Origin of the sequence: Burkholderia sola (assembly GCF_905400185.1) — a bacterium.
GTDB lineage: Bacteria > Pseudomonadota > Gammaproteobacteria > Burkholderiales > Burkholderiaceae > Burkholderia > Burkholderia sola.
The window spans coordinates 1,755,761-1,773,223 of record NZ_FR989675.1 but is presented as its reverse complement, the minus strand read 5'-3'; the positions used below and the strand labels follow the sequence as shown (position 1 = coordinate 1,773,223).

The window sequence follows — 17,463 nt, the reverse complement described above, 5'->3', positions numbered from 1 at the left end:
TTCGACCCGGTATGCACGCCGCCGTTCGAAGCGGGCACCGCCCCGCAGGTTGGGTCGAACGGAAACGACACAGGCCCCTGGCGGGGCCTGTTTTGTTGCACGCCCGCCGCCCGCCCCGTCGCCGTTCGACGGATGTGCCGCCGGCGGCCCCCGCCCACACCCCTTTGAACCGCTTTCCTGGATGTGGACACCTTGGTCAAGTCTGTCGCAACCCCTGATGCCGTCGCGCCCGGTCGCGCGCAGCGCGCCGTGCGCGCGCTCGTGCCGGCCGCCGTGCTCGGCGCCCTCGCCGCATTCGGCCTCGCCGCCGCGCTGCCGGCCGTGTCGCAATTGCCGGGCGCCGTCGATTCGGGCACGGCCGCGCTGCCGCAGCGCGTGCTGTCCGATACGCCGTTTCCCACCGCGCAGCATTTCGTGACGAGCGAACTCGCCCGCACGATCGGCGAGCGCAACGAACACGTCGATCGCAACGATCGCAGCCTGCAGCCGGGCCTGTTCGCGCCGCTCAGCGCGCATCGCAACGACATGCTCGGCTACGCGAGCCTGTTTCAGTTCGCGTCGCCCGATCGCCCGCAAGGGATGCGCGCGGGCGACATCGAGCTCACGCTGTCCGATACGCTGAACCGTCTCGACGTGCCGCCCGAAGTGCGCATCCAGCTCGGCGACCTCGTCACCGGCAAGGTCGCGATGCGTGCGAGTGCGCAGCGCGGCGACTATTACCGCGTCGCGTTCGACACAAACGACGGCACGCCGCGCCTCACCGCGCTCGAGCTGCGCGTCGCCGGCCGCACGTTCGGCGCGATCTGGTTCCGCGCGCCGGGCGCCGAGCACGGTGCGTACTACACGCTCGACGGTTCGCCGCTCGAAGCCGCCGCGTTCACGATGCCGGTCAAGTGGACGCGCATCAGTTCGTTCTTCGGCGAGCGCGTCCATCCGTTGTCGCAGGCGATGGCGTTCCATACGGGCGTCGATCTCGCCGCGCCGAGCGGCACGCCGGTCGATGCGGCGGCCGACGGGGTCGTGTCGTTCGTCGGCACCGATCCGGGCGGCTACGGCCGCTATGTGATCGTCGATCATGCGGATGGCTATTCGACGTACTACGCGCACCTGTCCGCGTACGCTCGCGGGCTGAAGGTCGGCGAAACCGTGAAGCAGGGCCAGCGCATCGGCTCGGTCGGGATGACGGGCGCGGCCACCGGCCCGCACCTGCATTTCGAGGTGCGGGTCGCGAACGATCCGGTCGATCCGCTCGTCACGCTCGCGAACGCGCAGACGGGGCTGTCCGACATGCAGCTCACCGCATTCCGCCAGGAAGCCGCGCAATGGCGCTTCCGCCTCGCGTCGATCAATAAGACGCCGTTCGCGTTCGCGCAGAACGACGGGCCGCTGTGGGGGGATTTCGCGACCGGTCCGTCGACGCTGCGGGCGGTTTTCGATACGCACTACTCGGCAGAACGAGGCTGACGCCGAGGCACACGATCGTGGTGGTTGGAGAAGAGCGCACGGTTGTCAGAATGCTCCCGCGCTCTTCTCTACACCGTCAGTTGGTCACGGGCTTGAGCCAATGTTTTGGCGCGAGGTAAAAGTAGAACTGCGCTCGATACCGTCGGCGGTGTGCGCTTGCCCCTCGTAGTCGACCGAGGTTGGTTCCCTCATGACAAACAAGACCGCGTTTATTCAGAACTGAGCGGTCACCTGAAAACCGAGCGTCACTCGCGCAGTCGGAAAACCCGACGGCTTGTAGACAGGCGTACCCGCGAAGAGATCGTACGCATAGGCTCCGAATCGCGTGCCCATGCTGCCTTTTATGCCGATCACGGCGCCGGCCAACTGCGTCCCGACGAGGGCCACAGGCTGCGGGCCCCATACGCGACCATAGTCGAGTCCCACATAAACTGCCTGCCCCGTCTGCCCGATCGGCGCCTGCAGTTCGTTGCGCCAGTAGAAGCCGCGTGCCGACGCGAGCATCGTTTCGCCATCGAAGCCGCGCACTGTATAGCGACTGCCAATCGTCAAGTCGTCGATGTAGTACAGCGTGTTCCCGGTGTACTGACCGTGGAATGTGCCGACATAGCGGAATGGCTGCTTGCCGATCGCAAAAGGCACCGCCAGGTTCGCGTCGAGCACCGCCATCTTGAACCGATAGGTCGGCCCCCCACCCGCCGCCAACGTATCGTCCTGAGCACCCAACCCACCGACGCCTTGACGATATGCAAGTGAGCCATCGAACTGCGCGCCGCCGAAATAGTGTCGATCGGTCAGGCCGAGCTCGATCATCGTGTTATTGCGGCGCTGCTGCGAAATCTCGGTGTCTTCGATAAAGCTTTGTCCGAAACGGCGCGACAGGCGAACGTATGCGCCGAATACATCATTCTGACTACGCGACAGCACGCGGGCCAGCTTGAAATCGACCGTCTTCGAATTGCCGCTCGCGACGAATGTCTGGTTCACGCCGGCAATCTGCTGGTAGTACGTGTTCGTGTAGGCGGACAGCGTGGCCGTCCAGTAGCCCCACGGAATCGAGTAGAAGCCGTTCCAGCCGTGCGAGCCGAGACGCTTGTCGCCGAATTCGAGGTCCTGGCTCACGCCGATGTTGAAGACGTCGTTCAGGCCGAGCGGGTTGTCGATGCCAAGCGACAGGTTGCCTTGCAGCTTGCCGGTCGCGCGCGTGCCGGCGTTGTCGACCGATGCGACGACGGTCCACGGCTTGCCACGCTTTACGTCGAGCACGACGTCGCTTTCACCGGGAAGCTCGCCCGGAACAAGTTGCATCGAAACATCCTGACTCGATACGCGTTTCATTTGCTCAAGGCCTTGTTCGAGGTCGCGCAGGTTCAGCACCTCACCGTCGCGGGTGGGGAAAGCCGTTTTCCATGTACCCCGCAGTTTTTCATCAGCGAAGCGCACATGGCGAATCGTGCCGGGAATCAGCGAGAGTCTGAGCGTGCCGTTCGATAGGTCTTGCTCGGGAACGAGCACGCGCGTCGTGACGTAGCCGCGCGCCAGAATCGCCTGGGACAGCCCTTTGACTAACACGTCTACGCCTTGCTTACCGACGCATTGCCCTGCGTAGTGGTTCAGCCATTCGCGCGCGAACGCGAAACGATCCATCGGCAAGGCGGATGCCCCTTGGGCCTTCGCTGCATCAGGCAATGAGGGCGGCACATCGAGCGTAAATCGATCGATGCGGAAGCACGGCGTCTCCGAGGGAAGTGCCGGATACGCTTCAACCTTTGGCACGTCGGAACGCACGGACGGAGTACGTACGGCCGCGTCGCGCTGCTGCACGTCACGTTGCTGCTGCGCCTGCCGATCCTGTTCGGCGTTCGCGCGAGCTGCGGCGGCTTGATCGGCAGGCGTGGGGGCTTGCTGCGCCTGCACCCCGAGCGATACTAAGGCTGTGATCGGCAATGCCGCCAGCCGCTTCTTGATTTTCATTGTTCTTAAATCCCTGATTCCGCCTGATCCCAACAAATGATCACCACCACGCTCGAGCAAAAATTCGAGGGGCAGAATAATCGATCAAACTTTAAAATTCCCCATAAACTCGTAAGGATCGAGGTAATTGTCTAGCGGCTCAATCGGCAGCCACTCCTCCGGAATCCAAGGCGTGTCAACCCTCACCCTCAATCCGTGGCGCCACGCGATTTTCGCGTATATCACCGCATGGGTGCCAATGAGTTTTTCAGTAAAGCCGAACGCGTGTTCGGCGTTTCGCACCTTAGCAACTTTTGGCGACGTGAGCTCTTGTAACGTCGCCTCCATGCTCGGCACATCTCGACGGGACAATGCAAGATAGAAACGATGATCTATTTCGTACTTTTTCATCTCTGTCGACGAATTTCCAATGATCTTGAGGCAACGCTCCTCCAACGTCTTCCACTCACCGCGCAGAGCCAAAAGCGCCTGGTATCCATGAAATTCCGCTGTCGCCGGATCATTGGCTCGAATCATGTCGAACGGCTGATCATTGCTTGAGAACCATTGAATCAACCCCTCGTGATCCGATAACAACGGCATCAATAGAAGATACGCTGGGTACCAACTTTTCGGCTCTCGTTGAAACGTGATGGATTCCAGTTTTCCAGATACATAGCACCACTGCTTAAAGGAAATTAAGTCACGCCCCTTGAACCATGATACCAAGGCTGCAGCCATGGCGTGAGAGCGAAGGCGTACCATACAAAAATCAGGATCTCCGCTACCGCTTGAGATAATCTCCAAAAAGAATTTCACCTTATCAGAAAGGGCCAGAAGGTGCTTTTCGACATGCTCCAGCCCCTTACTCTGAATATCCGAATAATCAAGTTCTTTTGCCATATCACACTCATTTAATCTTTACAGGAACCGCAACCACCTGTCCGGTCGACTTGTCAACACCTGCCACAGCGGTAATTAACTTGCCGGTGGCTCGCGCTTGTTCGATAGCTTGATATGCGGGAGACGTGCTGTCTAGCCTACTCAAAACGGAATCAATCCACCCGTTCGACAACTGCATATTCCCGCCAGCACCGCTTGCAGACAACGAAAACGATCCGTTGGTGATTTGCTTACTGTCTATCAGCAAAGTTACGTTTCCGGAAGCGTCCTCAAGGACGTGATCGAACCCGTTTGTTCGCGCCGTACTTGCCACCTGCTAGGCTACTATAGCCTTCGCTCTTGCTGATCGAATTGATGAGGTCTTCCGTCAGCTGACCTGAAGGGTCTCCTTTCTGCATGATGGTCTGAACCAAGGTTTTTTGTTCGGGCGTCGAAGCGTTCAACACGCAACCGCTTTCACAAACCTTCGTTGCATTCACAAAGCCGGAAGCGGATGGCACTGCCGGCGTGGCACCCTCCAAAGCCGAAAGACTCTTGCTGGCGGCTCCGTCAGCGATGGCTCCGATGACCCGCCCAACGATCGCCTTAACGGCTCCGGTCGCCAATCCCCCAGCCATAGTTGCCGCAATCATATCTTCGGCAGTGTGTTCTGGTGCGATTGCATCCCTGGACGTACCCGCTTTTGTAATCTGATCTTGCGCAAACCCCGCCACCTGTTGGTTGGTCGGGCCGTTCGGATCAACGTAATACTGCGATCCGATCCCGGCCGTCTGAGGCGTTTGGCCCGGGGCGAGTGCATGCGCTGTTCCCCCCGGCGTACCAAACAACGTCGAGTCGTTGAATTGAGCGCTCGTCGACTGGAACGTCTTGACTGTGCTGCCATCCGCTACGATCGCGCCGGTCGTGCCCGAGATCGTGTAGCCGGACATCTGATTGATCGCATTCTGTGCAATCTTCAGATTCTGCATAAACGTATCGAGCGCTTGCGAGTTACCAGACGCTTGAGCCGCCTGCACTAACTGAATTTCATACTGCGTGAGCTGCGTCTGTGCCTGAGCGTCTACCTTCGCGCCGGCAGCCAATGTCAGCATATTGGTCCAGTAGTCCGCCAGCTTCGCCTGATCAGCCGGAGTCTTGCCGTTGGCGGCTGCTATACCCTTCGCCACCGTGGAAATCATCGTACGCTCTTGCGGATGGAGCTGACGATTGAACAGATCGGCACTCAATGCACCGTTCGCGCCACTCATCGCTCCAGCCGAACCGCCTAAAGCGCCGCCCGCCGCCGCACCAGCCAGCCCCGATGCCGCATTCGCCAACAACGTGCCGCCCAGTGTATCGCCGAGCGCCTTCCCAACGGCATTGCCCGCCATATCACCGGCCACCGTGCCAGCGACGGCCCCGGCGACATTGCCGCCCCCCATCGCCGCACCGATTGCCGCTATACCGGCGTGTGATGCGATCCGAGCTGCGCCATCGTTACCCCACAAAGCTTCCTGCTGTTGCGCCGCCGTGAAATCGGCCTGCGCCTGTGCCATCCCGGCTGTATCGCCGGCGGCGCTAGCGTTGGCATATGCCAGTCGGGCCTTGGCCTCGTCTGCAATTGCCTTGTTCTGCAGCGCGTTCGCGACATCCCCCACCACCTGCATACCGACTTGGCCGACCGACTGCTGAACCGCCATGTCGTTCTGCACGTTCTGCGCATTGAACGTGTTCTGCACCGCGCCGTTCGCATTCGCCGTGTCGCGGCTCAGGTCCGCCGTACTGTCATGCCCGGTACCCGCGTCGCCGCGTACCGTGATCGCTCCGGGAGCGACGGCCGCGTAGGTTGTTCCCGACGCGTCGCTGCTCGTGCCCGCCGCCGAGAACCCGCTCGGTCCCAAGCCTTGCGAATTCTGCGCTCCCGGTACGTTGTTCGCGCCTTGTTTGACAGGCGTATTGAGGTTCACACCAGCCGGTGTGCTGTTCCCGAAGCCACCGCTCGCGCTGAAGCCGACCGTATCGCCGGAGTAAGAGGCGTGGTTTTCCAGATTCGTAAAGCCCAGCGTCTGCGTCGACAAACTGTTCTTGTCTGGTGTCGCCGTGCTCGCAATCAAGCCACCATCGAGTTGCGTACGATTCCCGACATTCACGTTGTACCCGCCCGTGCCCGCATAGATCCCGCTTTGCTGGTTCACCGACTGATAGTTCGCGTTAATGTTCTGCTGGCTCGCGCTCGCGCTACCGCTGACCGTTTGGCCGTAGCAGAACGGAGGCACGCAAATGCTTGCCTGGAAACCAGCGCTCGATTGCTTGCTGTCGTACGTGCTGGTGTCCTGCTGGCTCGCGATATTGAGGTCGCGCCCAACACTCGCGTTGACGGTATTGCCCGACACTTCCGCACCGCGCAGATTCGTATCGCGTCCGCTCGTTATCGACAGCGCATTGCCTGCGGTAACCTGCGTATCCCGATTCGTGATGCTGCTACCGTTTGCATGGCCGTGCGCCGTGCTCGCGCCCAGTTCAAGCGTGAAACCGTTCTGCTGGCCGCCAATAGCTGCGCCAACACCGATACTGCCGCCGCTGCTGCTATTGCTGCTCGACTGCTGACTCGTATCCTTCGCGCTCGTCAGGTTGATATCGCGTGCGGCGTTCAAGTCCACGTTCTGCGCGGTAATTTGCGTCCCACTGGCGTTTATATCGCCATCGGTCGCAACGCCGTTCGCATCCTTGGCACCGCTTCCTGTTGCAATGAGCGTTGCCTTACCGCCTGCGTGCAGAGTGCTCCCGTCGTTGGCGACGGAACTGGATTGCGCTTCGCTATGGCTGGTGCCACCGCCGATACTGACCGTCGCCTTGATCAGTGCCTGATTCGTCGGCTTTCCGTCACTCAACGCGCTTCCAACTTGATACGCGTTGTAAGCCGCAAGTCCGGCCTGAGCCTTATCCAGCGCCGCCAATCGCGAATCGCCGCCACGCGCCGGCTGCGCAAATGCCTGATTGGCCTGCGCGATGGCATTACCGACTGCGCCACCAAGCGCAACGCTCACGCCGAACTGGCTGGAATCCTGACTCATCCGACTCTGCGTCGCATCCGTTCCCGGATCGAGATTCAGGTTCTTACCGATCAGTGTTAGATCCTTACCCGCGCTCAGATCGGAGCCTGCGACCGTGATGTCCTGCTTTGCATCGAGCGTCACGTTGCCCTTGCCGCTCACAATCTGGCTGCGCATCGTGCTCTGCGTTTGCGACGACGTGTCCTGCACGCTATGGCTATTCGCCACACCGACCGAAAAACCGGTCGCCGTGCCGTTGCTACCAAGGCTGCCAACCTGGCGGCTACTCGACTCCAGGCGCGTCACGTTGGTGTCGAGACCCGCCAGTACATTGATCGCGCCCTGCGTAGCGACGAGATCGACGCCCTGCGTTCCGCTGATGCCCGACCCGACGACGTTAATGTCGCCCGTCTTGCTCTTGATGACAACGCTATTACCAGTGACCGACGACGCCGTTTGCTGGGTCATCGTCTGGCTGCCGTCCGAATTGCCCCGGCTCGCGTTGTACGGAGACGGACTGTTCCCGCCACTGTTGGCCGTGCCGCCGATCCAGCGAGCGACGTCTCCAAGGCTCGGCGTCGACAGTAACGCGAGGCTGGTGCTGGAACTGCTCGACGACGTACTCTGCCGAATCTGATCTGTCGACGCCTGCAACGTCACGTTGCGGTTGGCATCCAGCGCCGCCGTACCGCCAGCGCTGATCGCGGAGCCAATCACGGCAATATCGCCGTCCACAGTGTTCCCATTCGCATCTTTCTGCGCACCGCCGGTCGCTTTCACGGTCACGTTGCCGCCGCCACGCACCGTGCTTCCCGCATTCGTCAAACTCGACATGTCGGTCGTACTGCTGCTACGGCTCCGACCGTACGTCACCGAAATCGACGGCACATCGGCCGCACCTGCGCCGATTTCGGTCAGCACCGATTGGCCTCGCTGGAAACCGTTGCCCGAGGACGCATCCGCTTTCAGGTTGCGCACCGTATCAAACGGCGTACCAGTGACCGCCACCGTCAATCCGCTCGAACGCGCTTCTTGCTGATCATGCGATTGCGCACGGTCCTGTCCCGAGTCGATCGTGACGTTCTCGCCAGCAATGCTGATGTTACCCGTCGCACCCTTGACGTCGCCCACCGCCTTGCCGGCGACCACATCGCTGCCGCCGATATGAACGTCCTTACCGGCCGACACCTTCACGTTGCCTTCGACGCTGCCGACGGAACTGCGCGATTGGCTTTGCGTCGTCGAAGTTGCGTTATATCGATCGCTCTTTTCGCTCGATCCGATCGTGATACCCAGACCACCCGAGCCGGACAGGCCCGAATGCTTCTCTTGGTGATACTCGTTGTCCTGATACGTGTTGGTTGCTGCAGTGATGTTGACATTGTCCTTGGCCGACAGTGCCACATCGTGCGTCCCGACAATGGAGCTACCGGTGACGTTGATGTCTTTCCCGCTTACGACCGTTACGCCGTCGGCCGAGATCGTGCTGCCATTGGCATACGTGGTGGTCTGATCAACCCGGTTTGTCGCGCTCGCATGACTTGCGACGCCACCGTGGTCGTGCGATTCGTCCATGTTCGACACATGGGTTTCGGTCACCGCGCCGACGTTCACGTTGCCGACTGCCATGAGGCCCACATTGCCCTGATCAAGCGAGATCGTGCTTCCGATGACGTTGATGTCCTTGCTCGAAGCAACGTTCACGGTATTGCCGCTATGCACCGTCGTGCCAACCACTGTCTGATCGTACGTGTGCAATGTTTCCGAATAGCTGCCGTGGTGATCGCTGCCCGAACTGTTGCTGTCGACCGTCGATGTGGCACTCGCAGCGCCGAGCGTGATATTGCCCTTGGCAGCGACCGTTCCCCCGTTGCGCAGGTTGATTTGCGCGCCGCTCGCGGTCAAATCACCATTCACTCCGATCATCGACACGCCACCAACATTCACTGCGCTACCAACCACGTCATTGATGTCGGTATTCGATACGCCATTCGCGCGCTGCACGATCTTGTGCTCGCCGACTTGCTGCGTACCGAGGTCGTAGTTCCCACCAACAAGCAGGCCGAGATTCCCACCAACTGTCAGCGCACCCGCATGCTGTTCAAGGTTGCCCCCGGTGATGATCGCCGCGTCGCCCTTGACGTCGAGTTGCGCAATCGGCCCAAGCGTCGTCTTGACGCTCGTCGCACCGTCGCGGCTTACCTGGGTGTCGGTATTCACAGCGCTATTGAGAACGAGATCACCGCCTGCGTTCAGGTTCAAGCTACCCGCCTTGACCTTCGCCGATGTGAGATCGACGTTGCCATCCGTCTTCAGCGACATAAGGCCGCCGCTTTGCAGCGCACCGAACGCGTTGTCGATCTGCTTGCCTTGAATCGACAACGAATTGTCCGCCTTCAACGTGCCGCTGTTCGTGAAGTTCTGCGCGTCCTTCAGATCGATGTCGGTGGCGGTGATCAGCGGACCATTGACGTTCTGCTGGTTCGCCTGCGCCAGATACACGACCGGCACGAGCACCGACTGACCGTCGACCACGCGCGTTTCCATCATGATCACGTTACCGGTCAGCTTCGATACCTGCTCGGAAGACAAGCTCGCGCCCAGCGGCAGATTAAGCGACTTCTCCAACGATGCACCCGCCGCCATAAGCTGCTGATACATCGTCTGAAGGTCCGCGTATGGACCCAATACCGCGCGGCCGGTCAGCGCCGTCACCTGATTACGAACAAGCTGTTGCTCATAGAACCCGTCGCCCAGTCGCTTCGGAATGTGGGTCAGGTCGACGCCAATCTGACCGAAGAAATAGTCACTTGAAATGAAACTCTTTTGGTTCGTGAACGCCGGGTTCGTCTCGATCACGTAGCTCGCGCTCGGCGACGGATTCGGTCGATACAACCCCCCCTGCGGAATCGTCAGGTTGTTCAGCACGTTCAACGCAGTCGCGCTTGCAATGACCGGATCGACCTGTGTTGAGCCCACGCCGTGCACCGGCGCCGTCGATTGCGCGCCCGCGCCCGTGACCGTCCCTCGAACGACGCCGCCAGTTGTAGCCGAAGCCGTCGCATTGCCGTTGAGCGTGGCAGGCGTCACGGTCGTGCCGGACCCTGTCGCAGCGCCATTAAGCGAAATAGGCGTCAACCCCGCAACCGATTGACCGGGCAACAAGCCAAGGGACGGAAGCGATGCGTTGCTCGCAGTATTGTTGATGCTCACGCCCGTGCCGGAAATTGTGCCATTCGAACCCAAGGTCGAATCGTAGCCCGGCAGCTTGTAGGTCTTGACGTCCGCTGGCGCAGCTTGGGTGTAGCCCCCCGGATTGCCCGTCACAAATGGCGCGTTGCCAAACGGCAATTGCCAGTTATATTCGCTGCTATCGTAGTTGTTGTAGTGATACTGGCCCGAGTACGTCACCGTTACGGTCGGCGCCTGCTGGCCGGTAGCCGCCCAACCATTGGCATCGTAGGCATGCGGCATATCGACATTGCCAACCGCTGTGATGCTACTCCAGTAGTTTTGCAGGGTGCCGGTCGATGAGGCATCGATCTTGCCGCCCGACACGATTTGCGCAGTCGGGCTCAATGCCGTGACCGTGTTCCCCACAGCCGTTCCAGTATAGGTCGTGTAGAAGTACCCGCTGTTCCACTGGCCGCCGTGCGGCGGGTCAATGTACATACCGCCCGGCTGGGCGATCAAGGCGGCTGTTATGGCCGGTGTGAGGTTGGAGGGCCCGAGACCGGCGATCATCTGTCCCCCTCCCGCGCAATTCACCGCGAAGTACGATGCGCAACCTGACAGGCTAATGCCGTATTGCGCGAGGGCCGCCGGATCAACGTTACTCGTGCTTCCCGAGGTGCTCATCACACGACGCGTGCTCGTCACCTTGTCGGCGTGCAGTTCCATATCACCGCCGGACTGAATCAGAGCTGATACGTTGTTGACCAGTGCCGCATTCGTGTAATTGCCGCCCGCATCCTTGCCGCCCGCGAGCACAACCTTACCCATCCCGAAAATCGCCGTCGTCGGCATTGAATCGGCCGCCGTCGTGTCGTCACGGTTTTCGATGTCGTGCGCGAGAATTTCAAGCTTGCCGTTGCTGTCCGATGCGCCAATCAACGCCGTCGACCCAGCGTTCGACACCGTGCCGGTTGCGTTGAGCGAGACGCTCCCTCCCACCAGCGACCCGGTGTTGGACAGATTGCTCGATTGCGTATGCAGCAGTCCACCGGCCGACAACGCGCCCGAATTGACGATATTGGCCGCGTTGATGTTCAGGCCATTGATGGTTTGGAAACCCGCGTTGTTGGTGAACGTGCCGGGCAGCGCAAAGGTAAGGTCGTTGCCGACGTTGAACTGCGTATCCGTCGTTGTCGTGTAATCACCTTGCAGATTCACGTGTACATCGTGCGCTGCGCTATACGCGCCGCCGCCTTGCAGTGTCGGAGCCGTGATCGTCAGGTCGTGCGCCGAGCTGATTTGCCCGTTCGTATTCGTGAGTGCGGCGCTCGCCGTCATGTCCACGTTGCCGCTCGAATTCGCAACGCTGCCGATTTGCCCGCCGCTGTTGTCCAAGGTCGCCCCTTGAACATGGAGGCTCGCGCCGCTCAACTGCCCGCCTTGCGTGTTCGAAATCGATGTCGCGCTGATCGTAACGTCGCCGTTACCGGTGATCGCGCCCATGCCCGACACGTTGCCCGCGCGGCTATTCGTGATCTGGCTGCCGCCCTGCACGGTCATCGCGCCCGTGCCGAGGTCGGTAATGGCCCCGTCGGCGTTATTGATCGAGCCGGAATGAACAGCGATCGTGCTCGTGTCGCCGGCCGTCGTCTGACCGGCCTGAACGTGCCCGGCCCGGTTCACCAGCGCGCCGCCGTTCGTCAACGACAGAGACGCGCCCGCACGCACCAGCCCTTGTACGTTGTTCACGTCGCCCGCGACCGTCGCCGTCACGCCGCCCTGTGCCGCGAGAATGCCGTTCGAGTTGTCCCAGCTGCCCGCGTCGACAACCGCCTGCCCCTTGGTGACAATGGTCCCGCCTGCATTGTTCAGCGCACTCGCGCCGTTACCCGGCGCGATGGTCAGCGTCCCGGTACCGGCATGCGTGATCGTGCCGCCTGCATTGTTCAATTGGCTAGCGGCCAGCGTCAGGTCCGCACTGTTCGTTTGAATCACGCCCGCTGCGGAGTTGTCGAGCGAACCACTGACGTTGACAGCCATGGCTGACGAGCCATATTGCGTGATCGTCCCGCCGTGGTTCGTCAGGTTCGGCGCGGTCAACGCAAGTTGGTTGGCTTCGAGCTTGCCCCTGCTGTTGTCGATCGTCGAATCGGCCGTCACGGACAGGTTGGACGCACTGACCGATCCGCTCCGGTTCGTCATCGAGCCCGTGTGAATCGACGCGTTCGTGCTCGAGCCAATCTGACCGCCGTCGTTCGTCAGCGTGCTGCTGGAAATGCCAAGGTCCGCACGGGACTGCAACTTACCGTTCGTATTGTTCAGCGCGCTGCCGACCGTCGCCGTCAATCCGGATTTGCCGTTGATCAATCCCGACGTATTGTTCAGCGTGGCCGAGTGCTCCACGACGCTACCGTTGCTTGCAATCGATCCACCAACGTTCGATACCGATCCCGTCGCGTTTCCAAGCGTCAGCGTGCCACTGCCGGCATGCGTGATCGTGCCGCCATCGTTCACGAGTGATGCAGGAGAAAGCGTCAGGTCCGTACTGTTGGTTTGTAGCGTGCCGCCATTCGAATTGTCGAGCGTGCCGCTGACGTTGACAGCCATGGCCGACGAACCAAGTTGCGTAATCGTGCCGCCGCGGTTCGTGAGATTCGACGCGCTCAACGCGAGCTGATTCGCTTCGAGCGAACCGTCATTGTTGTCAAGCGTCGAGTCGGCCATCACCGACAGGTTAGGCGCAACGATCGATCCGCTCAGGTTCGACATCGCGCCCGTGTGGATCATCGCGTTCGCGCTTGCGCCAATTTGGCCGCCGTCGTTCGTCAGCGTGCCGCTGGAAACGGCAAGGTCCGTACTGGACAATAGCTTGCCACGCGTGTTGTTCAATGCGCCGGCGATCGTCGCCGTCACCCCGGCTTGGCCATTGATCGCCCCCGACGTGTTGTTCAGCGAACCACTTTGCGCGACGACTCGCCCATTGCTCGCGATCGAGCCGCCCGCGTTCGAAATCGAACCAGTGCCGTTGCCAATCGTCAGCGTGCCGGTACCTGCATGCGTAATCGTGCCGCCATCGTTCACGAGCGAAGCCGGAGTCAGCGTAAGGTCGGTGCTGTTCGTCTGAATCACACCGGCTGCCGCGTTATCGAGCGTGCCGCTGACGTTGACAGCCATGGTCGACGAGCCGTATTGCGTGATCGTGCCGCCATGGTTCGTCAGGTTCGGTGTGGTCAACGCGAGTTGGTTGGCTTCGAGCTTGCCGCCGCTATTGTTAAGCGTCGAATCGGCCGTCACCGACAGATTGGACGCGCTGGCCGATCCACTCAGGTTCGTCATCGAGCCTGTGTGGATCATCGCGTTCGTAGTCGCGCTAATCTGACCGCCGTCGTTCGCGAGCGTGCCGCTGGTGATGCCAAGGTCCGTATTGGACAGCAGCTTGCCATTCGTATTGTTCAGCGCGCTACCGACCGTGGCCGACAGGCCGGTTTGCCCGCTGATCGAGCCGGACGTGTTGTTCAGCGTGGCCGATTGCGCCACCACGTGCCCGTTGCTCGCGATCGTACCGCCGACGTTCGACACTGATCCCGTGCCGTTGCCGAGCGTAAGCGTGCCGGTGCCCGCGTGCGTGATCTTGCCGCCGTCATTGACCAGCGACGCGGGAGCGAGCGTCAGGTCGCTACTGTTGGTTTGCAACGTACCGCCGCCGGAATTGTCGAGCGTGCCCGACAAGTTCACACTCATCGCGCCGGTGCCGATCTGCGTGATCGTGCCGCCGTGATTCACGAGGTCGGTCGCGTTCAACGACACCTTGTCGGCCTTCACGGCGCCCGCGCTATTGTCAAGGGTCGTGCCGGTCAGTGCCGCCGTCTGAGCGACAATCGAGCCGCCGCTGTTGATCAGGCGCGCACCCGCATCGACCGCCACCTTTTGCTTAGCCTGCAAAACGCCACTGCTATTGTCGACCGATTGTCCCGAGACATGCAGATTCGTACTGGACGTCATCGTCCCGTGGTTGGCAACGTTGCCGCCATGCACGGTGACGTCGCCGTTGCCACCGATCACGCCGCCCTGCGCGCCGTTTGCAGTCTTGCCCGCTGCGTTGGTCAACTGGCCGCTGGTCGTCACGGAGAGGCCGTCGCTGTTGAGCGACGTGATCCGACCCGCCGTGTTGTCCAGCGACACACCGGCCACCGTCGTGCCAGCCGCGCTTTGAACGGTGCCCTGGTTGTTCGCGATGGCGCCGCCACGCACGTCCGCCGTGCTTTCGGATACCAGTTCGCCGGATTGGTTGGCGATCTGGCCGGCGACATTCACCGACAGCGCGCCTTGAGACGACACCTTGCCGCCCTGGTTCGACAGGTTCCCGCCGGCCAGCGTCATGCTGTTGCCGCTCGACAGGCTGCCGCGGTCGTTGATCACGGTGCCCGATGCGTTCGCCTGAATGGCGCCTTGCGCGCTCGTCGTCGCGTTCGACAGATTCACGTCGCCGCCCGTCGCGTTCAGCGACAGATTGCCGTTCGCGGCGGTCTGGCTGCCGGCGAGATTCACACTGCCGCCCGTCAGCGACGCGTTACCGCCCGCCACATTCTGGCCGGTCGCGGTCAGTTGGCCCGACGCACTCAAGTTCAGGTCGCCGCTGTGCGCGACGGAACCGTCGTTGTTCACACCCGCGCCGAGCGTACCGGTCGAGTTGACGCTGCCGGCGTTGACCGTCGCATTCTGCTGCGCCGCGAGCGTCCCGCTGTTCGTCAGATCGGCTGCGGTGTTCGCCGACAACGATTGCTGCGCATACGTGGTCCCGCTATTCTGGATGCCGCCCGACGCCGACATCGCGAGGTTGCCGCTTGCCGTGGTCTTGCCCGCGAGCACGAGCCGGCCGTCCGATTGCAACGTCAAATCGCCTGCCTGCGCCGCGATCGTCCCTGCGTTCGCGACACCAACGCCTGCGGAGTTGCCAACCAGAAACACCCTATTGGCATACATGCCGCCTAACTGAGCGACGTCAATCGCGACAGCAGGTGCAGGACCGTCACCGGCGATCTGCGTCGCGGCAAGCGTGTCGTGATTAACCTGGTTCGCACCGGCGATTACATTGAGATTCTTCGCATAGATCGCGGCATTAGCCTGTACGGCACGGGCGATGATGTCGGTCTGATCAACATTCGAAGTATCGAGGCCCGCGCCTTGCACGGTTACGAGGCCGCGATTGACATTGAAGCCCGTCAACGACCCGTCCGCGCCAAACTGCGGCACGCCGGTTGTCAAGACCGCGCGCGAGGTATTGATGAACCCGCCACCGTCCACGACGATACCGGCAGGGTTGGCCAGCACGATCTCCGCGCGGCTGCCCGCGATCTCCACATACCCCTTGATCTGACTGGCCGCGGTGCTGTTGACCTGGTTGACGATGATGCGCGCCGCCTGCCCCGCGCTCAGGTTCGGGTTGCCGTTGATATAGCCGGCCTGCTACGTGTTGACGATCGTCGACGCGTTGTTCAGGATCGCGCCGTTCTTCTGAACGTCGAACTGGTTATAGGTGTTCAACGACACGCCGGCAGCGCTCGGCGTGTTGATGTTGACTTGCGGCAGGCCGTTGGGCGTCTGCAGCACCGCGGGCGCGTGAGCCCCTCCGCCGACGATCTGCGCAGTCGCCCATATCGGATTCGCGCCGGCTGCGACCAGCGCGCCGAATGCAGTCACCCGTAATGCGAACTTCGCTGCCGGATGCTCGGCGCCGCGCTTGGCGAAACGGCGAGTCTCGCCCGTATTTGTTTTCCCCGTGCTGCTGGCCGTTTCTTCGACGGCAACCAACATACCCCGTACGCGGCTGAATACCAGCCGATAATGGTTTTTGTTCATCTTCTTGGTCTACTCGCGATTTTCGTTCGATCCGCCCTGACGGCCTCGGACATCGCGTGGAATCTATTTGAAATCGTGGAAAGGCACCGTCAACGAGTGTCAATCGTCGCCGAGATGCGATGGACGAGACGACTCGATACATCGGTCGATTACTGCCATGCCAATCCGACTATCTTGATATTTTATATAATGAAATACTCCGTCGACTGCAAATATCGACGGTATTGTTAACGGCAATCCGGGCGAATCTTACCTCACCCGTCAGTTCAAAAAAATCCCTGACAGAATTGCGAGGTCGAATCGGCATGCGACCTGTAATCAGATCTCTTGTAATTGCTTATCGGGATGACATCATTGCAAGGATTTGATCCGTTCGACCGCCGTGCTCTCGACACGCCGCGCCTGCGCGCCCCGCGACAACAACCACCGCGCCGCGCCATCGAGCGACGTGCACAGCACCAGATAGATCAGCGCGACGAACAGGAAGATCGGCGCCGGATACACCATCAGCCGGTTGTTCACCTGCGTTGCGACGAACGACAGTTCCGGCACGCCGACGATATACGCGAGCGACGTGTCCTTCACGAGCGCGACCCACTGGTTGACGAACGACGGCGTCATAATCCGGATCGCCTGCGGCAGGAGCACGTAGCGCACCGTCTGCCAGCGTGTGAGCCCGAGCGACAGCCCCGCCTGCCATTGCCCGTCGCCCGCCGCGACGATCCCGGCATGCACCGCATGCGCGAGATACGCACCGCCGACCAGCGCCAGCGCGCACACGACCGTCGCGAGCCCCGGCACGTCCATGTGCAGCAGCACGGGCATCAGGAAATACGTCCAGAAGATCAGCATCAGCACCGGAATCGCGCGGAAGAAGCCGATGAACGCGAGCAGCAGCACGCGCGCCGGGCCGCGTGCGAGCGCCATCGCGACACCGAGCGCCACGCCGAGCACGGCCGACGCGAGCGCGGACGCAAGCGCAAGCACCAGCGACAGCGCGGCACCGCCGAGCGGGCCGTCCGGAAATGCACCGACCAACAGGTACGGCAGATTCGAGAGCAGCAGCGAAAGGTCCATC

At 61.3% G+C, this 17,463-nt stretch carries 6 protein-coding genes; 1 reads left to right on the top strand and 5 read right to left on the bottom strand.

What is annotated here, in order from left to right; genetic code table 11:
• Window positions 1–192 precede the first annotated feature (192 nt).
• Window positions 193–1,464, top strand: coding sequence for a M23 family metallopeptidase (locus KR541_RS08160; protein WP_204383838.1), 1,272 nt, complete (start codon window positions 193–195; stop codon window positions 1,462–1,464).
• 213 nt (window positions 1,465–1,677) lie between these two features.
• Here KR541_RS08160 and KR541_RS08155 read toward each other — a convergent pair whose 3' ends face one another.
• The 5 genes from KR541_RS08155 to KR541_RS08130 form a co-directional block, all read right to left on the bottom strand.
• On the bottom strand, window positions 1,678–3,438 hold the full coding sequence (locus tag KR541_RS08155; RefSeq protein ID WP_050012596.1) for a ShlB/FhaC/HecB family hemolysin secretion/activation protein: 1,761 nt from the start codon (window positions 3,436–3,438) through the stop codon (window positions 1,678–1,680).
• An 84-nt stretch (window positions 3,439–3,522) separates the two neighbouring features.
• Window positions 3,523–4,320: an Imm49 family immunity protein gene (locus KR541_RS08150; RefSeq protein ID WP_050012595.1), complete on the bottom strand. Its 798-nt coding sequence runs from the start codon at window positions 4,318–4,320 to the stop codon at window positions 3,523–3,525.
• A 269-nt stretch (window positions 4,321–4,589) separates the two neighbouring features.
• Window positions 4,590–15,962: a hemagglutinin repeat-containing protein gene (locus tag KR541_RS36670; RefSeq protein WP_290369659.1), complete on the bottom strand. Its 11,373-nt coding sequence runs from the start codon at window positions 15,960–15,962 to the stop codon at window positions 4,590–4,592.
• 30 nt (window positions 15,963–15,992) lie between these two features.
• Window positions 15,993–16,385: an ESPR-type extended signal peptide-containing protein gene (locus KR541_RS08135; RefSeq protein ID WP_290369658.1), complete on the bottom strand. Its 393-nt coding sequence runs from the start codon at window positions 16,383–16,385 to the stop codon at window positions 15,993–15,995.
• 351 nt (window positions 16,386–16,736) lie between these two features.
• Window positions 16,737–17,462 (bottom strand): amino acid ABC transporter permease, encoded by a 726-nt coding sequence (locus tag KR541_RS08130; protein ID WP_216089485.1) that lies wholly within the window; start codon window positions 17,460–17,462, stop codon window positions 16,737–16,739.
• Between the last annotated feature and the right edge of the window lies 1 nt (window position 17,463).